Origin of the sequence: Actinokineospora xionganensis, from assembly GCF_014323725.1 — a bacterium.
GTDB classification, from domain to species: Bacteria; Actinomycetota; Actinomycetes; order Mycobacteriales; family Pseudonocardiaceae; genus Actinokineospora; species Actinokineospora xionganensis.
This window is the reverse complement of record NZ_JABVED010000003.1, coordinates 162,711-179,534: the sequence shown is the minus strand read 5'-3', so window position 1 is coordinate 179,534 and position 16,824 is coordinate 162,711. Positions and strand designations below refer to the sequence as shown.

Sequence of the window (16,824 nt, the reverse complement as noted above, 5' to 3'; positions counted from 1 at the left end):
GCCACTCCCCGACCGCCTGCGCACGGGCGGCTACGCTGGGCCGGACGGCCAGCAGATGTGGAGAGGATCGGGGTGTCTGCGACGGACGTGGCGCCCGCGAGCGCCGAGGAAACCACGACGGCGACGCCTGAGGTGGCCCCTAGGCGTGCGCGGCGGTGGACCGCCCGACGGATCACCCATGTCATCGCACCCGCCGTGATCTTCCTCGGCATCCGCGAGTTCGGGCTGCTGATCCTGAGCTGGATGGCCGGGCGCAACGACATCTCGACGACCGACGCGCTCAAGTCGTGGGACGGGCAGTGGTTCCTGGCGATCGCCGGGAACGGCTACGCAGGTGTCCCGCCCGGCCTGGTCGACGCGTTCGGCAAGCGCAGCTTCGAGACACCGCTGGCCTTCTTCCCCGGCTACCCGACCGTCGTCGGCTGGCTCAACGACCTCGGTTTCCGGCTGCTGCCCTCGGCGCTCGCGGTGACCGTCGCCTTCGGTGTGGTGTGCGCGTACGGGCTGACCAGGCTGGGCACGATCGTCGCAGGCGGCTCGCGCACGGTCGGGCTGATCCTGGTGGCGCTGTTCGCCGCGTCGCCGATGGCGATCGTGCTGTCGATGGCCTACTCCGAGGCGATGTTCTGCGCGCTGGCCGTGTGGGCGCTGGTGTTCGTGCTGGAACGGCGGTGGGTCGGCGCCGGGATGTGCTGCGCGGCGGCGGGACTCGTGCGGCCGACCGCGTCGGCGCTGATCCTGGCCGTGGGGCTGGCCATGCTGGTGGCGGTGTTCCAGCGGAAGGACTCGTGGCGGCCGTGGCTGGGCGGGATCATCGCGCCGGTCGGGCTGATCGGCTACCTCGCCTGGGTGGGCGTGCGGACCGGCGAGTGGGACGGCTGGTTCGCACTGCAGCGGCGGGGCTGGGACTCCGAGTTCGACGGCGGTGTCGCGACCTTGCGGTTCACCATGGACGTCCTCGGCAACGCGCGGTCGGTGCTGGAAGTGGCGACGGTCGGGCTGATCGTCGGCGCGCTGGCCCTGCTGGTCATCGGCTGGCGACGGCGGCTGGAGTGGCCGCTGCTGGTGTACGCGGCCGGGGTGCTGGCGATGGACCTGTGCTCGAACGGGCTGATGAACTCCAAGGCCCGGCTGATGCTTCCGGCGTTCACGCTGCTGCTCCCGATCGCACTCGGCCTGGCGAAGCGCCGACCGTCGACCGTGGCGCTCACGCTCGCCGGGGCCGCGGTGGCGTCGGCGTGGTTCGGCGCGTACTCGATCACGGCCTGGGGCTATGCCATCTGACCCTGGGCCATCTGGCCCGCACCCGCTGATCGCGGCCCGGTGGAGCCCGCGTGCGCTCGACCCCTCCGGCACGGTGTCGGAGGAGGCGATGCGGCGGATGCTGGAGGCGGCCCGGTGGGCGCCGTCGTACGGCAACACCCAGCCCGCGCGCTACCTCGTGGGGCTGCGCGGGACGCCGACGTTCGACCGGATCTTCGGGCAGCTCAACCGCGGCAACCAGGCGTGGGCGGGCAACGCCGGCGCGCTGCTGGTCGCCTGCGCGGCGACGGTCAACGCCAAGGGCGAGGTGCCGTACGCGGAGTACGGCGTGGGGCTGGCGACGGAGAACCTGGTGCTGCAGGCGGTGGCCGAGGGTCTGGTCGCGCACCAGATGGCGGGATTCGACAAGGCCGGGATCGCCGCGGGGTTCGACCTGCCCGCGCAGATCAGGCCGCTGGTGGCCGTGGCGGTCGGTGTGCTCGGGCCGCCGGAACTGCTCCCACCGGAGAAGCGCGAGCGTGAGACGAGGCCCCGGTCGCGGCTGCCGCTCTCCGAGCTGGCCTTCACCGAGTGGGGCACATCCTTCTAGCCGAGCCTGCGGATCAGCTTGGCCACGATCATGGTGACGACCAGCCAGAAGATGGCGGCCAGCCCGTAGTTGACCAGCACGCCCAGTTTGGAGTCCTCGGGCGCGAACAGGTTCTTGAACGCCAGGACGACGACGTCCGCGGCCTGGCGGACGAAAGTCGTGATGCCGTTGCCCGGGTTCGCGTTGCCCATCACGAGGATGACGTGCACGACCAGGACCAGTGCGATCAGCAGACCCGCCCACCGCACCAGGTTCGCGACAAGTCCGACGATGTCGGCGCGCCACTGCGCGCTGGTGCGGCTCTGGCGGCCGGTTTCCTCGGTGCTGTCAGCCATGCTGGCAGTCTGGCACGGCTGACAGCCTGCGGCTACGCATGCGCGGTCAGCTGACGACCCGGGCGATGATGCCCGTGACGACGATCCAGAACAGCGCCGCGAGGCCGTAGTTCACGATCATGTTCAGCGTCGCGTTGGCGATCGGGAACAGGCCGGGGAAGAACAGCGCGAGCGGTTCCGCCATGGACTGGATGAACCTGGAGAAGGCGTTCGCCATGTTCGCGCCGAAGATGACCAACAGGACGTAGACGACGATGATCAGAGCGAACAGCGCACCGATGCCGGACACGATCCGGGCAGCGGTGCCGGTGCCTCGTGTTGCATACCATCTGCGCGTAGTCATGCTCGAAGGGTGCCCCGACCTGCTGATTCGCAAACTCGGCCAGATGGTCTAACAAGGTCGTCGCCCAGCATGTGGACGCGGGTTTCCATATCGGGCCGGTCCCTGGCTACTCTGAGTGCGTGGCTCACGCTCTCCTCCTGCTTCGCTGCCGCGACGGGGCCTGATTCAGGCCGGCTCCCCGTCGCGGAGTTCGGGCGTCGCCGCCGGTCCCCGACACCGTTAAGCAGGAGCCCCCGCAATGAGCAGTTCAGACGCCTATTCCTCCGCCAACAGCCGGATCCGGACGCCGTCGCGTCCCATCCCGGACGGCCAGCCCGCGTGGAACCCGCAGCGCGGCAGCTCGATGCCGTTCCACCGGTACCGCCCGTTCCCCGAGCTGGTCGAGCCGATCGACGTACCCGACCGCACCTGGCCCACCAAGCGCATCACCAAGGCGCCGCTGTGGTGCGCGGTCGACCTGCGTGACGGCAACCAGGCCCTGATCGACCCGATGTCGCCCGCCCGCAAGCGCCGCATGTTCGACCTGCTGGTGCGCATGGGCTACAAGGAGATCGAGGTCGGCTTCCCGGCCGCGAGCCAGACCGACTTCGACTTCGTCCGCGAGATCGTCACCGAGGGCGCGATCCCCGAGGACGTGCGGATCCAGGTCCTCACCCAGGCCCGACCCGAGCTGATCGAGCGCACCTTCGAGGCCGTCGAGGGCGCGCACAGCGCGATCGTCCACCTGTACAACTCGACGTCGATCCTGCAGCGGCGCGTGGTGTTCCGGCAGGACCGCGACGGCATCAAGAAGATCGCCACCGACGGCGCCGAGGTCGTGCTGTCCTTCGCCGAGAAGTACGGCGACACCGACTTCCGGTTCGAGTACTCCCCCGAGTCCTACACCGGCACCGAGCTGTCCTACGCCGCCGAGGTGTGCAACGCCGTGGCCGGGATCTGGCAGCCGACGCCCGAGCGGCCGATGATCGTCAACCTGCCCGCGACCGTCGAGATGGCCACGCCCAACGTGTACGCCGACTCGATCGAGTGGATGCACCGCAACCTGGACAACCGGGACTCGCTGGTGCTGAGCCTGCACCCGCACAACGACCGGGGCACCGGCGTCGCCGCGGCCGAGCTGGGCTACCTGGCGGGCGCGGACCGCATCGAGGGCTGCCTGTTCGGCAACGGCGAGCGCACCGGCAACGTCGACCTGGTCACCCTGGGGATGAACCTGTTCAGCCAGGGCATCGACCCGCAGATCGACTTCTCCGACATCGACGAGATCCGGCGCACGGTCGAGTACTGCAACCAGCTGCCGGTCGCCGAGCGCCACCCGTGGGGCGGCGACCTGGTGTTCACCGCGTTCTCCGGCAGCCACCAGGACGCGATCAACAAGGGCTTCGACGCCATGCGCGTCGACGCCGACGCCGCGGGTGTGGGCGTCGACGACCACCCGTGGGAGGTCCCGTACCTGCCGATCGACCCGAAGGACATCGGCCGGTCGTACGAGGCGGTCATCCGGGTCAACTCGCAGTCCGGCAAGGGCGGCGTGGCCTACGTGATGAAGACCGAGCACCAGCTCAAGCTGCCGCGCCGGCTGCAGATCGAGTTCTCGCAGGTCATCCAGGCCGTGACCGACAGCGAGGGCGGCGAGGTCAGCCCGAAGGAGATGTGGGACGTCTTCGCGGGCGAGTACCTGGACCGGATCTCCCCGCTGCGCCTGCGGCGCAGCCGCATCTCTGACGACGGTGAGGGCCGCGACGAGATCGCGGCGACGGTCGGCGTCGAGGGCGAGGACCACGAGATCACCGGTGCGGGCAACGGCCCCATCGCGGCGTTTGTCGACGGCCTGGCCAGCGTGGGCTACGACGTCCGAGTGCTGGACTACTCGGAACACGCCCTGACCTCGGGCGACGACGCCCGCGCGGCGGCGTACGTCGAGTGCGCGGTGGGCGACCAGGTCCTGTGGGGCGTGGCGATCGACAGCTCCATCGTGACGGCGTCGCTGCGGGCTGTGGTGTCCGCGGTGAACCGGGCGCACAAGTAGGACCACGCAAAGGTGCGCGTGCCGCTCGGCGGCACGCGCACCTTCTCGGTCATCGAAGCAGTGCGCCGACTGCCGCCTCGATCGGGCCGACGTCCGGGGTCTCCTGAGCTGAGGTGTCGACCTCGACGACGGCGTCGACTCCGCTGGACGGCTTGAAGATCGACGGCTGCAGCTCGCCCCGCTGGAACTGGGACGCGAGTTGCCGGTCGATCTCGGTCACCCGGGCGCGGAGGCGTCCGTCGATGACCGATTCGCGAGCGGTGACATGAACGGCGAGCACTCTGGCGTCGGCCAGGGCTGCCAACAGCTTGTCGGACAACACGGATGACTCCACGACGAAGCTCACCCGTGCCGCCGCGAACAGCCGGGCCGCGTCGACCATCGCCGCCTCGGCCCGCTGGCTCACCGGACCGCCCGCGACATGGAAGTCCGGGGTGAACCGGACGCCGCCGTCCTCGGCCGCCGAGGCGGAGGACAGCCCCAGACCGGTCTTGATCTCATCGCGGGTCAGGAACGGCACCCCGAGGCGGCTCGCCGTCGCGCGGGCGACAGTGGTCTTCCCTGCCCCAGGGCTCCCGCACACCGCGACGACCACCGGCCGATCCAGTCCTGACATGCGCCGATCGTGTCCGATCTTGGCTGGGAGGACAAACGAAAGGTGCGCGTGCCGACGAGCGGCACGCGCACCTTTCTGTGTCAGAGCGTCAGGAGGCTTCGACCTGCGTGAGGCAGAGGGTCAGCTTCGGCTCGGTGTAGGACAGCGGCGCCGAGTCCGTGCACAGCTTCTCGTCGACGACGCCGTCGGCCTTCTTGACGACCTTGATGGCGCCCGCCTTGCACTCGGTCTTCGCCATGCCCATGGCCTTGGAGGTCGTGGGGTCCTCGTAGCAGGCGCCCTCGACGAGGTTCGGGACCAGGCAGAGCTTCGAGTCCGGGCCCTTGCGCGCGGTCTCGGTGTACTCGTCGTAGGCGCCGCCGCACTTCTCGGAGGTCGAGCCGAGGACCTTGCCGATGGTGTAGTTCGCCTCGGCGGCGCCGCAGTCGACGACTTTGAAGTCGGGCTTGGCGGTGGTGCCGGTGACACTCGCGCACTCCCCGGCCTTGGCCTGCGCCGCGTCACTGGAGAAGTAGTTGAACCCGTAGACGAGTCCGGCCACGACGATCGCGCCGACGATGTAGGACAGGATCTTGACGCCGATGCTTTTCTTCTTCGGCGCGGGCTCCTCCGCGGGAACGTACGGAGCGGGCGCGGGCGTGTCGGTGCTCATGAATACCTTCAATTCCTGGAATGCCCTCAATTACACGCGGGATCGCATGGCGGGCCGGCGGGACGCTACCGGGAGTGAGCAAAAGCGCGTGGGCGTTTTATCAAACCGAGCTCAGTTCAGACGAGCCGGTTCTCGTAGGCGAACGCGGCGGCAGCGGTCCTTGAGGAGACATCCAGCTTTGTGAAGATGTTCGACAGGTGACGGGCGACGGTCTTCTCGCTCAAAACCAGCCTGGACGCGATCTCCGGGTTGCTGCGACCGGCCGCCACCAACCGCAACACCTCGACCTCCCGCGCGGTGAGGCCACCCGGTGCGGCGGGGGTAAGGAGGTGGGCCGCCTCCTGTTCGGCGGGGACCGCGCCGAGGTCGTGGAAGACCTGGCGGGCGGCGGCGAACTCCGTGGTCGCGGACTGCTCGTCGGCCAGCTCGCGCAGGGCGCGGCCGATGAGGACGCGGCACCGGGCCAGCTCATACGGTGAGCTGAGCCGCTGCCACTCCTGCCGGGCCGCACGCAGTTCGGGCAGCGCCGCGGCGGGGTCGGATCGGGCGAGCAGGACCGCGCCCCGCGCGTAGCCGGCCATGGCGCGCAAGGCCGGGCAGCCGAACGCAGCGGCGATGTCGGCCAGTTCGACACCGAGTTCGTCGGCACGGTCGGTCTCGTCCGCGGGTGAGCACGTGTCGGGCCGCGAACGCCAGCAAGGGGTATGCCGCGCGGAACCTGCGGGTCTCCATCCGAACCGGGATCTCGCCGCAGTCGCGTCCACAAAGGACGGTTTCGTGGGTGGGCGCCACCTCGTAGGCGATGTCGGTGCCCGAGTGCGAGGCGCCGACGACCAGGACCTTGCCCGGTCGCAGCTGACCGGGCCTGCGGTACTCGCTGGAGTGCGGCTGCCGGATGCTCGGGCCGAGTTCGCCCGCGAAAGCGGGGATGTAGGGCGTACGCCTGAAAGTGCCGGTCGCGACGACCGCGTTGTCGCACGTGATCGTGTCGGCCCCGATGGTCGCGGTGTACCCGCCCTCGGGCCGGGCCTCCAGCAGATCGATGCGGGTGCTCATCCGCACCGAAAGGTCCCAATGCAGCGCATAGGTCTCGAGGTAGTCGGCGACCTCGTCCTTGTGCGGGAACGCCCAGCCGTCCAGCGGGAAGGGCTGGCCAGGCAGGCCGCTGTACTTCGCGGGCGTGTAGAGCCGCAGCGTGTCCCACTGCCTGCGCCAGTTGTCGCCGACCCGGTCGTTGCCGTCGACGATGAGGAACGGACGGCCGAGTTCACGCAGGTGGTAGCCGGTGGAAAGGCCCGCCTGGCCCGCTCCGATGATCAGGGTCTCGATGTGTTGGGTGGTCATGTCGCGCCTCCTGAAGTGGTGGCTTCGACGCTATGGACCCGGTGTGGCGGCCGCGTCGGACAGAACACCCATCTGCCCGCGGCGGGCGATGGGTAGGTTCGCGCACGCCGGTCAGCACGGGCGGCCGCCGCGCAGGATCTCCCGCCAGCGGGCCGGGTCGTACTCGGCGGGGTCGGTGGTCTCCAGGAAGTCGTCGAGGAGTTTGACGAACCGCGCGGGGTCGTCGTGGTGCGGGAAGTGGCCGGAGTCGGGGAACATCTCCAACCTGCTTCCGGGCAGCGCGGCCTGGGCGACCTCGGCTTGGGCGGCGGGCACGATCCGATCCCGCGCACCCCAGACCAACAGCGTCGGCATACCGACGGCGAGGTAGCTGCGGTCGAGCATCGTCACCACTTGGCCGCGCTGGTCGACGACCGCCCGCAAGGTGCGGAGGAACGCGGCTCGGGCTCGGCGTTCCCTGAGCAACCGGTAGCGCTGGAGGACGTAGGTCAGGTCGGTGGTGTGGCTGGACACGGGCAGCCGGGGCAGGACGGCCAGGATCCCGTCGGCGAGCGCGTTGACCGGGCGCGACACCGCCAGCGGGATCACCGCCTCCGCCCACGGCCCGGCGGCCAACCGCAGCAGCGGATGCACCGCCCGACCCGCCCCACCGCCGCTGACCAGCACCAACCGCTCACACCGCTCGGGAAACTGGTAGGCGAACTGCATCGCGACCCCGGCACCCAGCGAATGCCCGACGACGGTCACGGTGTCGACGTCGAGGACCGCGAGGAGGTCGCGCATCCCGCAGGCGTAGGCCGCGGCGGCGTAGTCGGCCCGGGGTTTGTCGGAGTCACCGTGACCGAGCAGGTCGGGCGCGATGACGGTGTAGCGCTCGGCCAGGTCGGGCAGCACGTCCCGCCAGGTCTCGGAGGAGTCGCTGATGCCGTGGATGAACAGCAGGACCGGACCGCTGCCACCCATCCGGTAGGCACGCCGGTAGCCGTGGATGTCCTTGAACCGCAAGGTGATCAGGCCATCGGTGTCCATCCGACCAGTGAGCCACGGCCGTGTTGTCGGCCGATGACTTGCCTGTTTCAGGCTCGTTCGGCGTCCCAGGCCGCGCTGAGGGCCACGCCCAGACGCCAGGCCCACTGCTTGGGGTCGCCGTCGATGTCCGGGTATTCGTCCTGGAAGTTGACCCAGTCGACGTCCCACGACAGGACGGACTCGGCCACGAACCCGTCGGCTTCGCGTTGCAGTTCGGGCCGGAGGAGATCGACGACGAGGTCGCGGTCGGGCACCGCGGTCTGCTCGGCAAGCAGGACGGCGTCGTACAGGTCTTTGCCCTGAGGGTAGATGTCGGTCGCCAGCCACAGCAGCTTCCAGGCCAGCGAAAGCTCCGGCGTGGCGGCGAGCAGGGTCCGGTCGACGCCCGGGATCACAAGGGGGACAGGGGGAACCGGCAGTTGCTCGCCGAAGACGAAGTCAAGTTGCACGGCTCCGCGCGGCAGGCCGTCGACGGCGAAGGGGAACACCAGGCGGCGGCCGTCGGCGCGCTCGTAGGTCCAGATGTCCTCGGCCGTCACCTCATCGGCGCGCAGTCCCGCGCCGGGGGTCGAGCGGACTGCGGCGACGATGCCGTCGAGCATCGCGGCGTCCTTGATCGAGCGGGACGCGGGGAGGACGACGAAGTCGATGTCGCCCGGCTCCCGCGCGGCGTCGCCCACCCAGGCGCGCATGGTGATGCTTCCGCGCAGCACCAGCGAATCCGCCCACGGGGAATCGGCGACGACCCGCACGAGGTGGTGCATCGCGTCGCGGCGGGCCGCGCGCCAGCGGGCGCCGGTGGCGGCGTCGGCGAAGGTCGGCTCGCCGTGCCGGTAGGCCTTGGGGAACTGCCGCAGAGCCGGGTCGAACGCGGCTCGCTGAGCCACGCCGTCGCCGCCTTGGACCGGCTGGTAGGTCGAGGGATAGCCGGGCAGGCCGGCCGCGACCGTCCGCATCCGGTCTCCCCTGGTCACGTCCTGGCGGACCACCGGTCGGGCGTCGAACTAGCCGTCGTCGAGGCGGAGGTTGTCGTCCACCACGACATACTCCTGCTCGACGGCGACGATCTCGTAGCCTGCCCCACGCAGGGCTTCGACCAGCTCGTCGAGAAACTCGCGGGCGGTCGTCCGCCCCGCCATCCCGACGCGCTGGGTGACCGCTCCTCCCACCCGTCGGCCCGCTTGCGGCGCACGCTGCGGGAAGGCCGGGCGCGGTGCGCCTCGGCGAGTTCGGTCAGCTCACGCAGCCGCGCCAGGTCGCCCTCGGGCAGCAGGATTTTGACGTGGTGCTCGAAGTACCTCGGAGCAGGCTGCACCTTGGCCTCGTCGTCCGTCGCCGGCACCCCTTCGTTCCAGGGCGCCGCCTCGATCTTGACCCGAACGACCCGGATGCCCAATTCCTTGAGCCGCTCGACCCAGCGCTCCGCCTTGCCGCACTGGCGTTCAAGCGTGCCCGAACCGCCCAGGGTCAGCATCGGCTGGGACGGCGACACCCCGCGGTCGAGCAGGATGTGGGTGAGCTTGAGCCCGTTCTCCTCAGCGAACGCGGCAAGCCTCTGGAGGTCACCGGCGGACACCGTCAGATGGATCTCGAAGTCCCCCGTGATTTCGGCGTGCATGCCCGACGGTCTCACGCCCGTGACCTGCGACGCGAACCCATTGCCGCGAAAACGTCGGCGGCCAAGGACATGATGTCCGGGTGGACACGCAGCAGAGAACCGAACCCTCGCGGATAGCGGACGAGCGCACCTCACTGACCCAGTTCCTGGACTGGCAACGGCAGACCCTCGAAATGAAGGTCGCGGGCCTAACCGCCGAACAGCTCAGAGAGAAGGCCGTTCCGCCTTCCGCCATCTCCCTACTCGGGTTGGTCCGGCACCTCGCCGAAGTCGAGCGGAGTTGGTTCCGCGTTGTCGTCAACGGTGAACAGGTCCCGAGCTATTGGGGCCGCGGGGCAGATGGGTACCACGCCGATTTCGAGGTGGAAGACGCTGACGTGGAAAAGGCGTTCGAAGTCTGGCGTGAAGCATGCGCCCAGTCGAGGGCCGTCGTCGACGGCGCTGAGTCGCTCGACGTTCTCGGGCGGTACGGCGATGAGGAGTACTCGCTGCGCTACGTGCTCACGCACATGATCGAGGAATACGCGCGCCACAACGGGCATGCCGACTTTCTTCGCGAGCGCCTCGACGGAGCCACCGGGGAATGAGCGAGAGCGGCCAGGGAATCCCTGGCCGCTCTCGGTCTGTCTACTCAGGAATGCGCCGCACCGGTCGGGTCGATGGTCAGCTTGTCCGTGTTCTCCGGGAAGTGACACGCCGCGCGGTGGCCGGGGGCCAACTCCGCCAGCGGCGGCTCCTCGACCTTGCAGATCTCCTGCGCCTTCCAGCACCGGGTGCGGAAACGGCAGCCCGACGGCGGGTTGACCGGGCTGGGGACGTCACCCTGCAGCCTGATCCGCTCCCGGTTGCCGCGCCGCGACGTGTCCGGGATCGGCACCGCCGAGAGCAGGGCCACCGTGTACGGGTGCATCGGCCGCTCATAGAGCGCGGTGCGGTCCGCGATCTCCATGATCTTGCCGAGGTACATGACCGCCACACGGTCGGACACATGCCGCACGACCGACAAGTCGTGCGCGATCATCACGTACGTCAGGTCGAACTCGTTCTGCAGGTCCTCCAGCAGGTTGACGACCTGCGCCTGGATCGACACGTCCAGCGCCGAGACCGGCTCGTCGGCGACGATCAGCTTGGGGCGCAAGGCAAGCGTGCGGGCGATGCCGATGCGCTGGCGCTGGCCGCCGGAGAACTCGTGCGGGTAGCGGTTGTAGTGCTCCGGGCTCAAACCGACCAGGGCCAACAAGTCCTGCACGGCGCGCTTGGTGCCGTGCTCGGTCTTGACGTTCTGCAGCTTGAACGGCGCCCCGACGATCGTCCCGACCGTGTGCCGCGGGTTAAGCGACGAGTACGGGTCCTGGAAGATCATCTGGATGTCGCGGCGCAGCGGGCGCATCTTGCCGACGGACAGGTGCGAGATGTCCTTGCCGTCAAAGACAATCTTGCCCGCGGTCGGCTCCAACAGCCTGGTCAGCAGCCTGCCGGTCGTGGTCTTGCCACAGCCGGACTCGCCGACCAGCGAGAGCGTCTCGCCCTTCTGCACGTCGAAGTTCAGGCCGTCGACCGCCTGCACCGCGCCGACCTGACGCTGCAGCAGGCCCTTGCGGATCGGGAAGTGCTTCGTCAGTCCCTCGACGGTCAGCAGCGCCTCGCCGGTCCGCTTGGACTCGGTGGGCTCGGTTTCGGTCTGTGCGCTCACGGCGTCCCCGTTTTCGATACTCACAGCTTCGGCCTGATCTCGGTGTCCCAGATGCGGACCCGGTCCTCGGCGGAAAGGTGGCAGGCGATGTGGTGGTCGCCGCCGATGTCACGGAACTCCGGCCGCACGGTCATGCTCAGGTCGCCGTTGAGGTTGGCGTAGGCGCAGCGCGGGTTGAACGGGCAGCCGTCCGGCACGTTGATCAAGCTCGGCGGCGTGCCCGGAATCGGCAGCAGCCGCTCGGTGCGGTCGCGGTCGAGCCTGGGCATCGAGCCGAGCAGACCCCACGTGTACGGGTGCTGTGGCGAGTTGAAGATGTCCTCGGCGGTGCTGTATTCCACGGCCCGGCCCGCGTACATCACCATGATGTCGTCGGCCAGCTCGGCGACCACGCCGAGATCGTGGGTGATGATGATGACCGCGGAGTTGAACTCCTGCTGCAGATCCCGGATCAGGTCGAGGATCTGCGCCTGCACTGTCACGTCGAGCGCGGTGGTCGGCTCGTCGGCGATCAGCAGCTCCGGGTCGCAGGACAGCGCCATCGCGATCATCGCGCGCTGCCGCATGCCGCCTGAGAACTGGTGCGGGTAGTCGTCGACCCGCCCCTTGGGGTTGGGGATGCCGACCTTGTCGAGCATGTCGATCGCGTGCTTGCGGGCCACCGCCTTGGTGACCTTGTTGTGCACGCGGTAGGCCTCGATGATCTGGTTGCCCACCGTGTAGAACGGGTGCATCGCCGACAGCGGGTCCTGGAAGATCATCGCCATCCGCTTGCCCCGCAGCGCGCGCACCTTCTCCGCGTCCATGCCGACCAGGTTCTGGCCGTCGAGCAGGATCTCACCGGTGATCTTGGCCGTGCCCGCCTTGTGCAGACCCATGACCGACAGGCTGGTCACGCTCTTACCGGAGCCGGACTCGCCCACGATCCCCAGCGTCTTGCCGCGCGCGACGCTGAACGACAGGTCGTCGACCGACTTGACGACACCGTCGTCGGTGGGGAAATGCACCCGCAGCCCGCGCACCTGGAGGAACGCGTCCGGGTTCTTCGACGGCTCGGGCCGGATCACGGCGCCGCCGTCGAGGCTGTCTTCGGAAAACTCGCTCACTTGGTGCGCACCCTCGGGTCGACGACGGCGTAAAGGAGGTCCACGACCAGGCTGGCGACGACGATGAAGAACGCCGCCAACATCGTGACACCCATGACCTTGGGCAGGTCGTAGTTGGTGATGCCCTCGATGGCGTACTTGCCCAGGCCCTGCAGCGAGAACGCGCTCTCGGTCAGGACGGCGCCGCCGAGCAGCAGGCCGACGTCCAAGCCGAAGATCGTGAGGATCGGGGTGAGCGCGCCGCGCAGACCGTGCTTGACGACAACGGTGCGCTCGGGCAGGCCCTTCGCCCGCGCGGTGCGGATGAAGTCCTCGTTCATCGTGTCGAGCATGCCCGCGCGGGTCTGCCGCGCGTACTGGGCTGAGAACAGGAACGCGAGCGTGATCCACGGTAGGAGCAGGTTGTACGCCCACTCCCCCGGATTCTCCAGGAACGGTGTGTACGCGCCTCCTGGCGCCGCCCAGCCCAATGAATAGCTGAAGAACGACAGCGAGATCAGCCCGGTGAAGAAGATGGGGAGCGACACGCCGGCAAGGGCCACGCCCATGGCCGCGCGATCGAAGAAGGAGCCACGGCGCAGCGCGGAGAGCGTGCCCACCGCGACCCCGCCGACCAGCCACAGCGTCGCCGCGCCCACGGCCAGCGACATCGTCACCGGCGCGCGGTCGAGCAGCTCCGGCCAGACTGGCTGCTTGGTGCGGAAGGAATAGCCAAGGCACGGCGCGGGGCAGTGCTCGACACCGGCGCCGTAGTCGAAGTCGGCGCCGACGACGACGCCCTTGACCCAGTTGCCGTACTGGACGACCACCGGGTCGTAGAAGCCGAGCTTCTCCGCGGTGATCTTGACGGTTTCGGCGGTCGCTGCCCGGCCCACGTAGCGGGTGGCCAGGGTTTCCGGTGTGCCGCCGACAAGCCTGGGCATGACGAAGAAGATCGAGAACGTCACCGCGCTCACGATGAAGAGCAGAACGACCGCTGCGAAGAGCCGCCGGAAGATGTATGTGATCACCGTGGCCGGCACCGGTGGCAGGCCCGGGGGTCACCCGGGCCTGCCACCTGCTGCCTTCACCTGCCTAACGTGGAGTTACCGAGGGGACGTGGTGGTTATTCGACACCCATGGCGAGGTAGTCGTACATGCCGTAGGCGTCGGAGACGAACACGTTCGTCAGGCCCTTGCCACGAAGGATCAGGCTCTTGCTGAAGACGCCCGGGAGGATGACTGCCTCCTCCATGACCTTCTTGTCGATAGCGGCCCACATCTTCTCGCGCTTCGGCGCATCGGTCTCACCGATGGCCTCGTCGAGCATCTTGTCGACCTCGGGGATGCGCACGGAGGTGTTGGAGGAACCACCGGTCTCACGGATCACGCGGCTGTCGACGATCTGCGACAGGAAGCCGAAGCCGTCGTTCCAGTCGGCGCCCCAACCGTTGAGCGCGAGGCCGAGCTTGTTGGCCACGACGTACGGCGGGTTGCCCGCGAACTGCGAGAAGTAGTCACCCTGCGGGAACGGGCGCAGCGTCAGCTTGATGCCGACACGAGCCAGCGCCTGCTGCATCGACTCCGCGGCGGCCTTCTCCTTCGGCCGCTCGGATCGGTAGGCGATGTTGGTCTCGAAGCCGTTCGGCTGACCGCAGGCCGTCAGGGCCTCCTTGGCCTTGGCCACATCGCCCTTGTTGTCCGGGCCCGCCGGGTAGAGGTCGAATTTCTCGGCGCCGGGAATCTGCGGGGGCAGCAGGCTCGTCGCGATGTCGCCACCGGAGAACGTGCCGCCGTACGCGGTCTGGTAACCGGTGCGGTCCACGGCGTACAGGATCGCCTTGCGGCATTCCTTGTTGTCCAGCGGAGCGACCGTCGGGTTGACCGAGGTGTACCAGAGGCGAGCCAGCGTCGGGTTGTCCGCGCTCGCCTTGAGCGCCGGGTCGCTGAGGACGCGGCTCAGGGACGCGGGCTGCACGCCCGTGCCGGTGATGTCGATGTGGAGGTCGCCCGAGATGAGTCGGTTGTCGATGTCGTCGGCGTTGACGTTCATCGTGACCTCGTAGCCGTCCGGCAGCGCCTTACGGTTCGGGTCGGTCTCCGGCTTCCACTCCGGGTTGCGAACGAGGTTGAACTGCTTGTCGATCTCGTTCTTGTCGAACTTGTACGGGCCCGTCGAGATCACGTGCTCGCGGTACTTCGCGCCGGTGTCCTTGGCCTCGGGGACCGGAACGGTCTGCGGCAGGTGCGCGAAGTAGTCGAAGCCACCGAAGGGCTGCTTCAGGTGGAAGACGATGGTGCGGTCATCCGGCGTCTCGATCGCCGAATTGGTGTCCATGTCCTTGGTCTTGTACGGACCCTTGTAGCCCTCGGGCAGGTTGAGGTAGCCCTCGAAGTACGCGGGACCGTTGGGGAAGGTCTCCTTGTCGGTCGACCGCAGCACCGCGTGCTTGACATCCTTCGAGGTCACGGCGGTGCCGTCCTCGTACTTGATGCCCTCACGCAGCTTGTACGTCCAGGTCTTGCCGCCTTCGCTGGGCGTGCCCAGGCTCTCGGCGAGGTCCGGGACCAGCTCGTTGCTCGCGCCGCCGGGGGCGGGCTTGAACATCAGCAGCGAGCGGCCGTAGAGCCGCAGGAAGTTCCACGAGTAGCCGTAGTAGGTCTCGCCCGGGTCCAGGGAGTCCCATGTGCCCGCGTTGGCGATCTTGACGATGCCCCCCTTCTTGTCAGAAGGGTTGAACGTTTCCGTCAACGCCGCGTTGAAGGCGGGGGTCTTGGTGCCACCGCCACCGTTCTTGCCATCGGTGCCGTTGCCACCACAGGCCGAGAGGCCCATGACGACAACCGCGCCCGCGGCCACCGCGGTAACCAAGCGCTTGTTATTCATCTTGCGGTTGCACCCTTTCTTTCCCGGAGCAATGGGATTACCGGAACCAATCACCTATCGAGCCCGCGGATCGAGGGCGTCACGCAGCCCGTCTCCGAACAGGTTGAAGGCCAGCACGGTCACGAAGATCGCCAGACCGGGCCAGAGCATGAAGTGCGGCATCGTGTAGTAGCGCGATGCCTCCGAAAGCATGCCGCCCCAGGTCGCGGTCGGCGCGTTGATGCCGACCCCGAGGAAGGACAGCGCGGATTCGAAGAGGATGTTGGTCGGGATCAGCAGCGTGGCGTACACGAGGATCGGGGCGACCAGGTTGGGCAGCAGTTCCCGGAACAGGATGTACGGGCCACGCGCGCCCAGGCTTCGGGCCGCGTCGACGAACTCGCGCTCACGCAGCGAGAGCGTCTGGCCGCGGACGATGCGACCGATGTAGGGCCAGTTGAAGAAGCCGATGATGAAGGTCAGCATGCCGATGCGGACCGTCTCCGAGCCGAGGCCGAAGATCGTGTCCGGCATGACGCCGACCAGCGCCATCGCGAAAACCAGCAGCGGGAACGCGAGGAAGACGTCCATCGCGCGGCTGATGAGGGTGTCGATCCAGCCGCCGAAGAAGCCTGCCATCACGCCCATCACGGTGCCGATCAAGACCGACAGCACGGTGGCGAGGAACGCGATCAGCAACGAGATCCAGGATCCGGCGAAGATTCGCGCCAGCAGGTCGCGGCCGTTGACGGGCTCGACACCGAGCGGGTGCTCAAGGCTCATCCCGCCGAAAGGGCCCTTGGGAGCGAGCGTGCCGCCCTCGGTGTCGATCAGGTCCTGGTGGAAGTCGTTCGGACCGATGACGTTGAAGAAGCGGTCCAACACCAGCGCGGCGACGGCCGCGAGGATCAACAGGATGATCACACCCGCGCCGACCAGGGCGACCTTGTCGCGCTTGAGGCGCATCCAGGCGATCTGACTCAGCGACCGGCCCTGGATCGCCTTCTTGCTCATCCCGGCGAGCGTGACCTCCGGCTGCGCTTCAGCGGCCGACTCGGTCACTTCGAGCGGCGGCGTCATCCGACGAACCGCCCGTGCCGAGGCGACTGCGCGACGAGCCGAGGCGTGTACGCCTGCCGGCCAAGTCGCGCGGATCGCTGGTAAGCCATCACGCACTCCTCATATCCGCTCAAAACCGTGCACGGGATCACACCGTGTGGTCGCCGACCATAGCCGCTCACTACTACTTCGCTCAGCTACGGCAGGTCACGATCCGGCCAACTGGTATACGCAGAATCACCATTGCGCGACGGTTCGGCCACGGGGGGTGAGATTTCTTGATCGTACGTCCGTTCAGCGGAC

18 protein-coding genes are annotated in these 16,824 nt (G+C 68.3%); 4 read left to right on the top strand and 14 right to left on the bottom strand.

What is annotated here, in order from left to right:
• The first annotated feature begins 72 nt into the window (after positions 1 to 72).
• Entirely contained in the window at positions 73 to 1,284 is a 1,212-nt protein-coding gene (locus tag GPZ80_RS07135; RefSeq protein WP_187219310.1) for a putative hexosyltransferase, read from the top strand.
• Positions 1,274 to 1,852, top strand: a complete 579-nt coding sequence (locus GPZ80_RS07130; RefSeq protein WP_187219308.1) for a nitroreductase family protein — start codon at positions 1,274 to 1,276, stop codon at positions 1,850 to 1,852. Before GPZ80_RS07135 ends, GPZ80_RS07130 begins: the two co-directional genes overlap by 11 nt.
• On the opposite strand, the gene GPZ80_RS07125 is transcribed toward GPZ80_RS07130, so the two are convergent.
• Positions 1,849 to 2,187, bottom strand: coding sequence for a hypothetical protein (locus GPZ80_RS07125; RefSeq protein ID WP_187219307.1), 339 nt, complete (start codon positions 2,185 to 2,187; stop codon positions 1,849 to 1,851). The genes GPZ80_RS07130 and GPZ80_RS07125 overlap by 4 nt on opposite strands.
• A gap of 46 nt (positions 2,188 to 2,233) precedes the next feature.
• Entirely contained in the window at positions 2,234 to 2,530 is a 297-nt protein-coding gene (locus GPZ80_RS07120; RefSeq protein WP_187219305.1) for a hypothetical protein, read from the bottom strand.
• A 238-nt stretch (positions 2,531 to 2,768) separates the two neighbouring features.
• Here GPZ80_RS07120 and leuA point away from each other — a divergent pair, with 238 nt between their 5' ends.
• Positions 2,769 to 4,559 (top strand): 2-isopropylmalate synthase, encoded by a 1,791-nt coding sequence (leuA, locus tag GPZ80_RS07115; protein ID WP_187219303.1) that lies wholly within the window; start codon positions 2,769 to 2,771, stop codon positions 4,557 to 4,559.
• A 49-nt stretch (positions 4,560 to 4,608) separates the two neighbouring features.
• Here leuA and GPZ80_RS07110 read toward each other — a convergent pair whose 3' ends face one another.
• The 7 genes from GPZ80_RS07110 to GPZ80_RS32025 all read right to left on the bottom strand — a co-directional run bounded on the left by GPZ80_RS07110 (position 4,609) and on the right by GPZ80_RS32025 (position 9,818).
• Complete coding sequence (locus GPZ80_RS07110; protein WP_187219301.1) at positions 4,609 to 5,175, bottom strand: P-loop nucleotide/nucleoside kinase family protein; 567 nt, start codon at positions 5,173 to 5,175, stop codon at positions 4,609 to 4,611.
• Between the two features lie 88 nt (positions 5,176 to 5,263).
• Positions 5,264 to 5,827 carry an LppU/SCO3897 family protein gene (locus GPZ80_RS07105; RefSeq protein ID WP_187219299.1) on the bottom strand — a complete coding sequence of 188 codons (564 nt, stop codon included), beginning with the start codon at positions 5,825 to 5,827 and terminating at the stop codon, positions 5,264 to 5,266.
• A gap of 116 nt (positions 5,828 to 5,943) precedes the next feature.
• Complete coding sequence (locus GPZ80_RS07100) at positions 5,944 to 6,408, bottom strand: helix-turn-helix transcriptional regulator (RefSeq protein WP_187219298.1); 465 nt, start codon at positions 6,406 to 6,408, stop codon at positions 5,944 to 5,946.
• Positions 6,296 to 7,171: a flavin-containing monooxygenase gene (locus GPZ80_RS07095; protein ID WP_246476849.1), complete on the bottom strand. Its 876-nt coding sequence runs from the start codon at positions 7,169 to 7,171 to the stop codon at positions 6,296 to 6,298. The genes GPZ80_RS07100 and GPZ80_RS07095 overlap by 113 nt, the downstream gene beginning before the upstream one ends.
• 111 nt (positions 7,172 to 7,282) lie before the next feature.
• Positions 7,283 to 8,200, bottom strand: coding sequence for an alpha/beta fold hydrolase (locus tag GPZ80_RS07090; RefSeq protein ID WP_187219296.1), 918 nt, complete (start codon positions 8,198 to 8,200; stop codon positions 7,283 to 7,285).
• Between the two features lie 47 nt (positions 8,201 to 8,247).
• Positions 8,248 to 9,156, bottom strand: a complete 909-nt coding sequence (locus GPZ80_RS32030; protein ID WP_222718982.1) for a nucleotidyl transferase AbiEii/AbiGii toxin family protein — start codon at positions 9,154 to 9,156, stop codon at positions 8,248 to 8,250.
• A gap of 14 nt (positions 9,157 to 9,170) precedes the next feature.
• On the bottom strand, positions 9,171 to 9,818 hold the full coding sequence (locus tag GPZ80_RS32025; RefSeq protein WP_222718981.1) for a hypothetical protein: 648 nt from the start codon (positions 9,816 to 9,818) through the stop codon (positions 9,171 to 9,173).
• An 80-nt stretch (positions 9,819 to 9,898) separates the two neighbouring features.
• Here GPZ80_RS32025 and GPZ80_RS07080 point away from each other — a divergent pair, with 80 nt between their 5' ends.
• Positions 9,899 to 10,405, top strand: coding sequence for a DinB family protein (locus GPZ80_RS07080; protein WP_187219294.1), 507 nt, complete (start codon positions 9,899 to 9,901; stop codon positions 10,403 to 10,405).
• Positions 10,406 to 10,449: 44 nt separating this feature from the next.
• Here GPZ80_RS07080 and GPZ80_RS07075 read toward each other — a convergent pair whose 3' ends face one another.
• The 5 genes from GPZ80_RS07075 to GPZ80_RS07055 all read right to left on the bottom strand — a co-directional run bounded on the left by GPZ80_RS07075 (position 10,450) and on the right by GPZ80_RS07055 (position 16,542).
• On the bottom strand, positions 10,450 to 11,511 hold the full coding sequence (locus GPZ80_RS07075; RefSeq protein ID WP_187219292.1) for an ABC transporter ATP-binding protein: 1,062 nt from the start codon (positions 11,509 to 11,511) through the stop codon (positions 10,450 to 10,452).
• A gap of 20 nt (positions 11,512 to 11,531) precedes the next feature.
• Complete coding sequence (locus tag GPZ80_RS07070; protein ID WP_312880176.1) at positions 11,532 to 12,617, bottom strand: ABC transporter ATP-binding protein; 1,086 nt, start codon at positions 12,615 to 12,617, stop codon at positions 11,532 to 11,534.
• A complete protein-coding gene (locus tag GPZ80_RS07065) occupies positions 12,614 to 13,627 on the bottom strand; it encodes an ABC transporter permease (RefSeq protein ID WP_187219290.1) in 1,014 nt (337 codons plus the stop codon). The genes GPZ80_RS07070 and GPZ80_RS07065 overlap by 4 nt, the downstream gene beginning before the upstream one ends.
• A 95-nt stretch (positions 13,628 to 13,722) precedes the next feature.
• Positions 13,723 to 15,483, bottom strand: coding sequence for an ABC transporter substrate-binding protein (locus GPZ80_RS07060; RefSeq protein ID WP_187219288.1), 1,761 nt, complete (start codon positions 15,481 to 15,483; stop codon positions 13,723 to 13,725).
• A 54-nt stretch (positions 15,484 to 15,537) separates the two neighbouring features.
• Positions 15,538 to 16,542 carry an ABC transporter permease gene (locus tag GPZ80_RS07055; protein WP_187219286.1) on the bottom strand — a complete coding sequence of 335 codons (1,005 nt, stop codon included), beginning with the start codon at positions 16,540 to 16,542 and terminating at the stop codon, positions 15,538 to 15,540.
• Positions 16,543 to 16,824 lie beyond the last annotated feature (282 nt).

Bases quoted from the DNA above. Each gene is read 5' to 3' on its own strand.
- GPZ80_RS07130 (WP_187219308.1), top strand. From the start codon at position 1,274: ATGCCATCTGACCCTGGGCCATCTGGCCCGCACCCGCTGATCGCGGCC.
- GPZ80_RS32030 (WP_222718982.1), bottom strand. From the start codon at position 9,156: ATGCGGACGGTCGCGGCCGGCCTGCCCGGCTATCCCTCGACCTACCAG.
- GPZ80_RS07095 (WP_246476849.1), bottom strand. From the start codon at position 7,171: ATGACCACCCAACACATCGAGACCCTGATCATCGGAGCGGGCCAGGCG.
- GPZ80_RS07110 (WP_187219301.1), bottom strand. From the start codon at position 5,175: ATGTCAGGACTGGATCGGCCGGTGGTCGTCGCGGTGTGCGGGAGCCCT.
- GPZ80_RS07100 (WP_187219298.1), bottom strand. From the start codon at position 6,408: ATGGCCGGCTACGCGCGGGGCGCGGTCCTGCTCGCCCGATCCGACCCC.
- GPZ80_RS07125 (WP_187219307.1), bottom strand. From the start codon at position 2,187: ATGGCTGACAGCACCGAGGAAACCGGCCGCCAGAGCCGCACCAGCGCG.
- GPZ80_RS07090 (WP_187219296.1), bottom strand. From the start codon at position 8,200: ATGGACACCGATGGCCTGATCACCTTGCGGTTCAAGGACATCCACGGC.
- GPZ80_RS07105 (WP_187219299.1), bottom strand. From the start codon at position 5,827: ATGAGCACCGACACGCCCGCGCCCGCTCCGTACGTTCCCGCGGAGGAG.
- GPZ80_RS07120 (WP_187219305.1), bottom strand. From the start codon at position 2,530: ATGACTACGCGCAGATGGTATGCAACACGAGGCACCGGCACCGCTGCC.
- leuA (WP_187219303.1), top strand. From the start codon at position 2,769: ATGAGCAGTTCAGACGCCTATTCCTCCGCCAACAGCCGGATCCGGACG.
- GPZ80_RS32025 (WP_222718981.1), bottom strand. From the start codon at position 9,818: ATGCACGCCGAAATCACGGGGGACTTCGAGATCCATCTGACGGTGTCC.
- GPZ80_RS07055 (WP_187219286.1), bottom strand. From the start codon at position 16,542: ATGACGCCGCCGCTCGAAGTGACCGAGTCGGCCGCTGAAGCGCAGCCG.
- GPZ80_RS07060 (WP_187219288.1), bottom strand. From the start codon at position 15,483: ATGAATAACAAGCGCTTGGTTACCGCGGTGGCCGCGGGCGCGGTTGTC.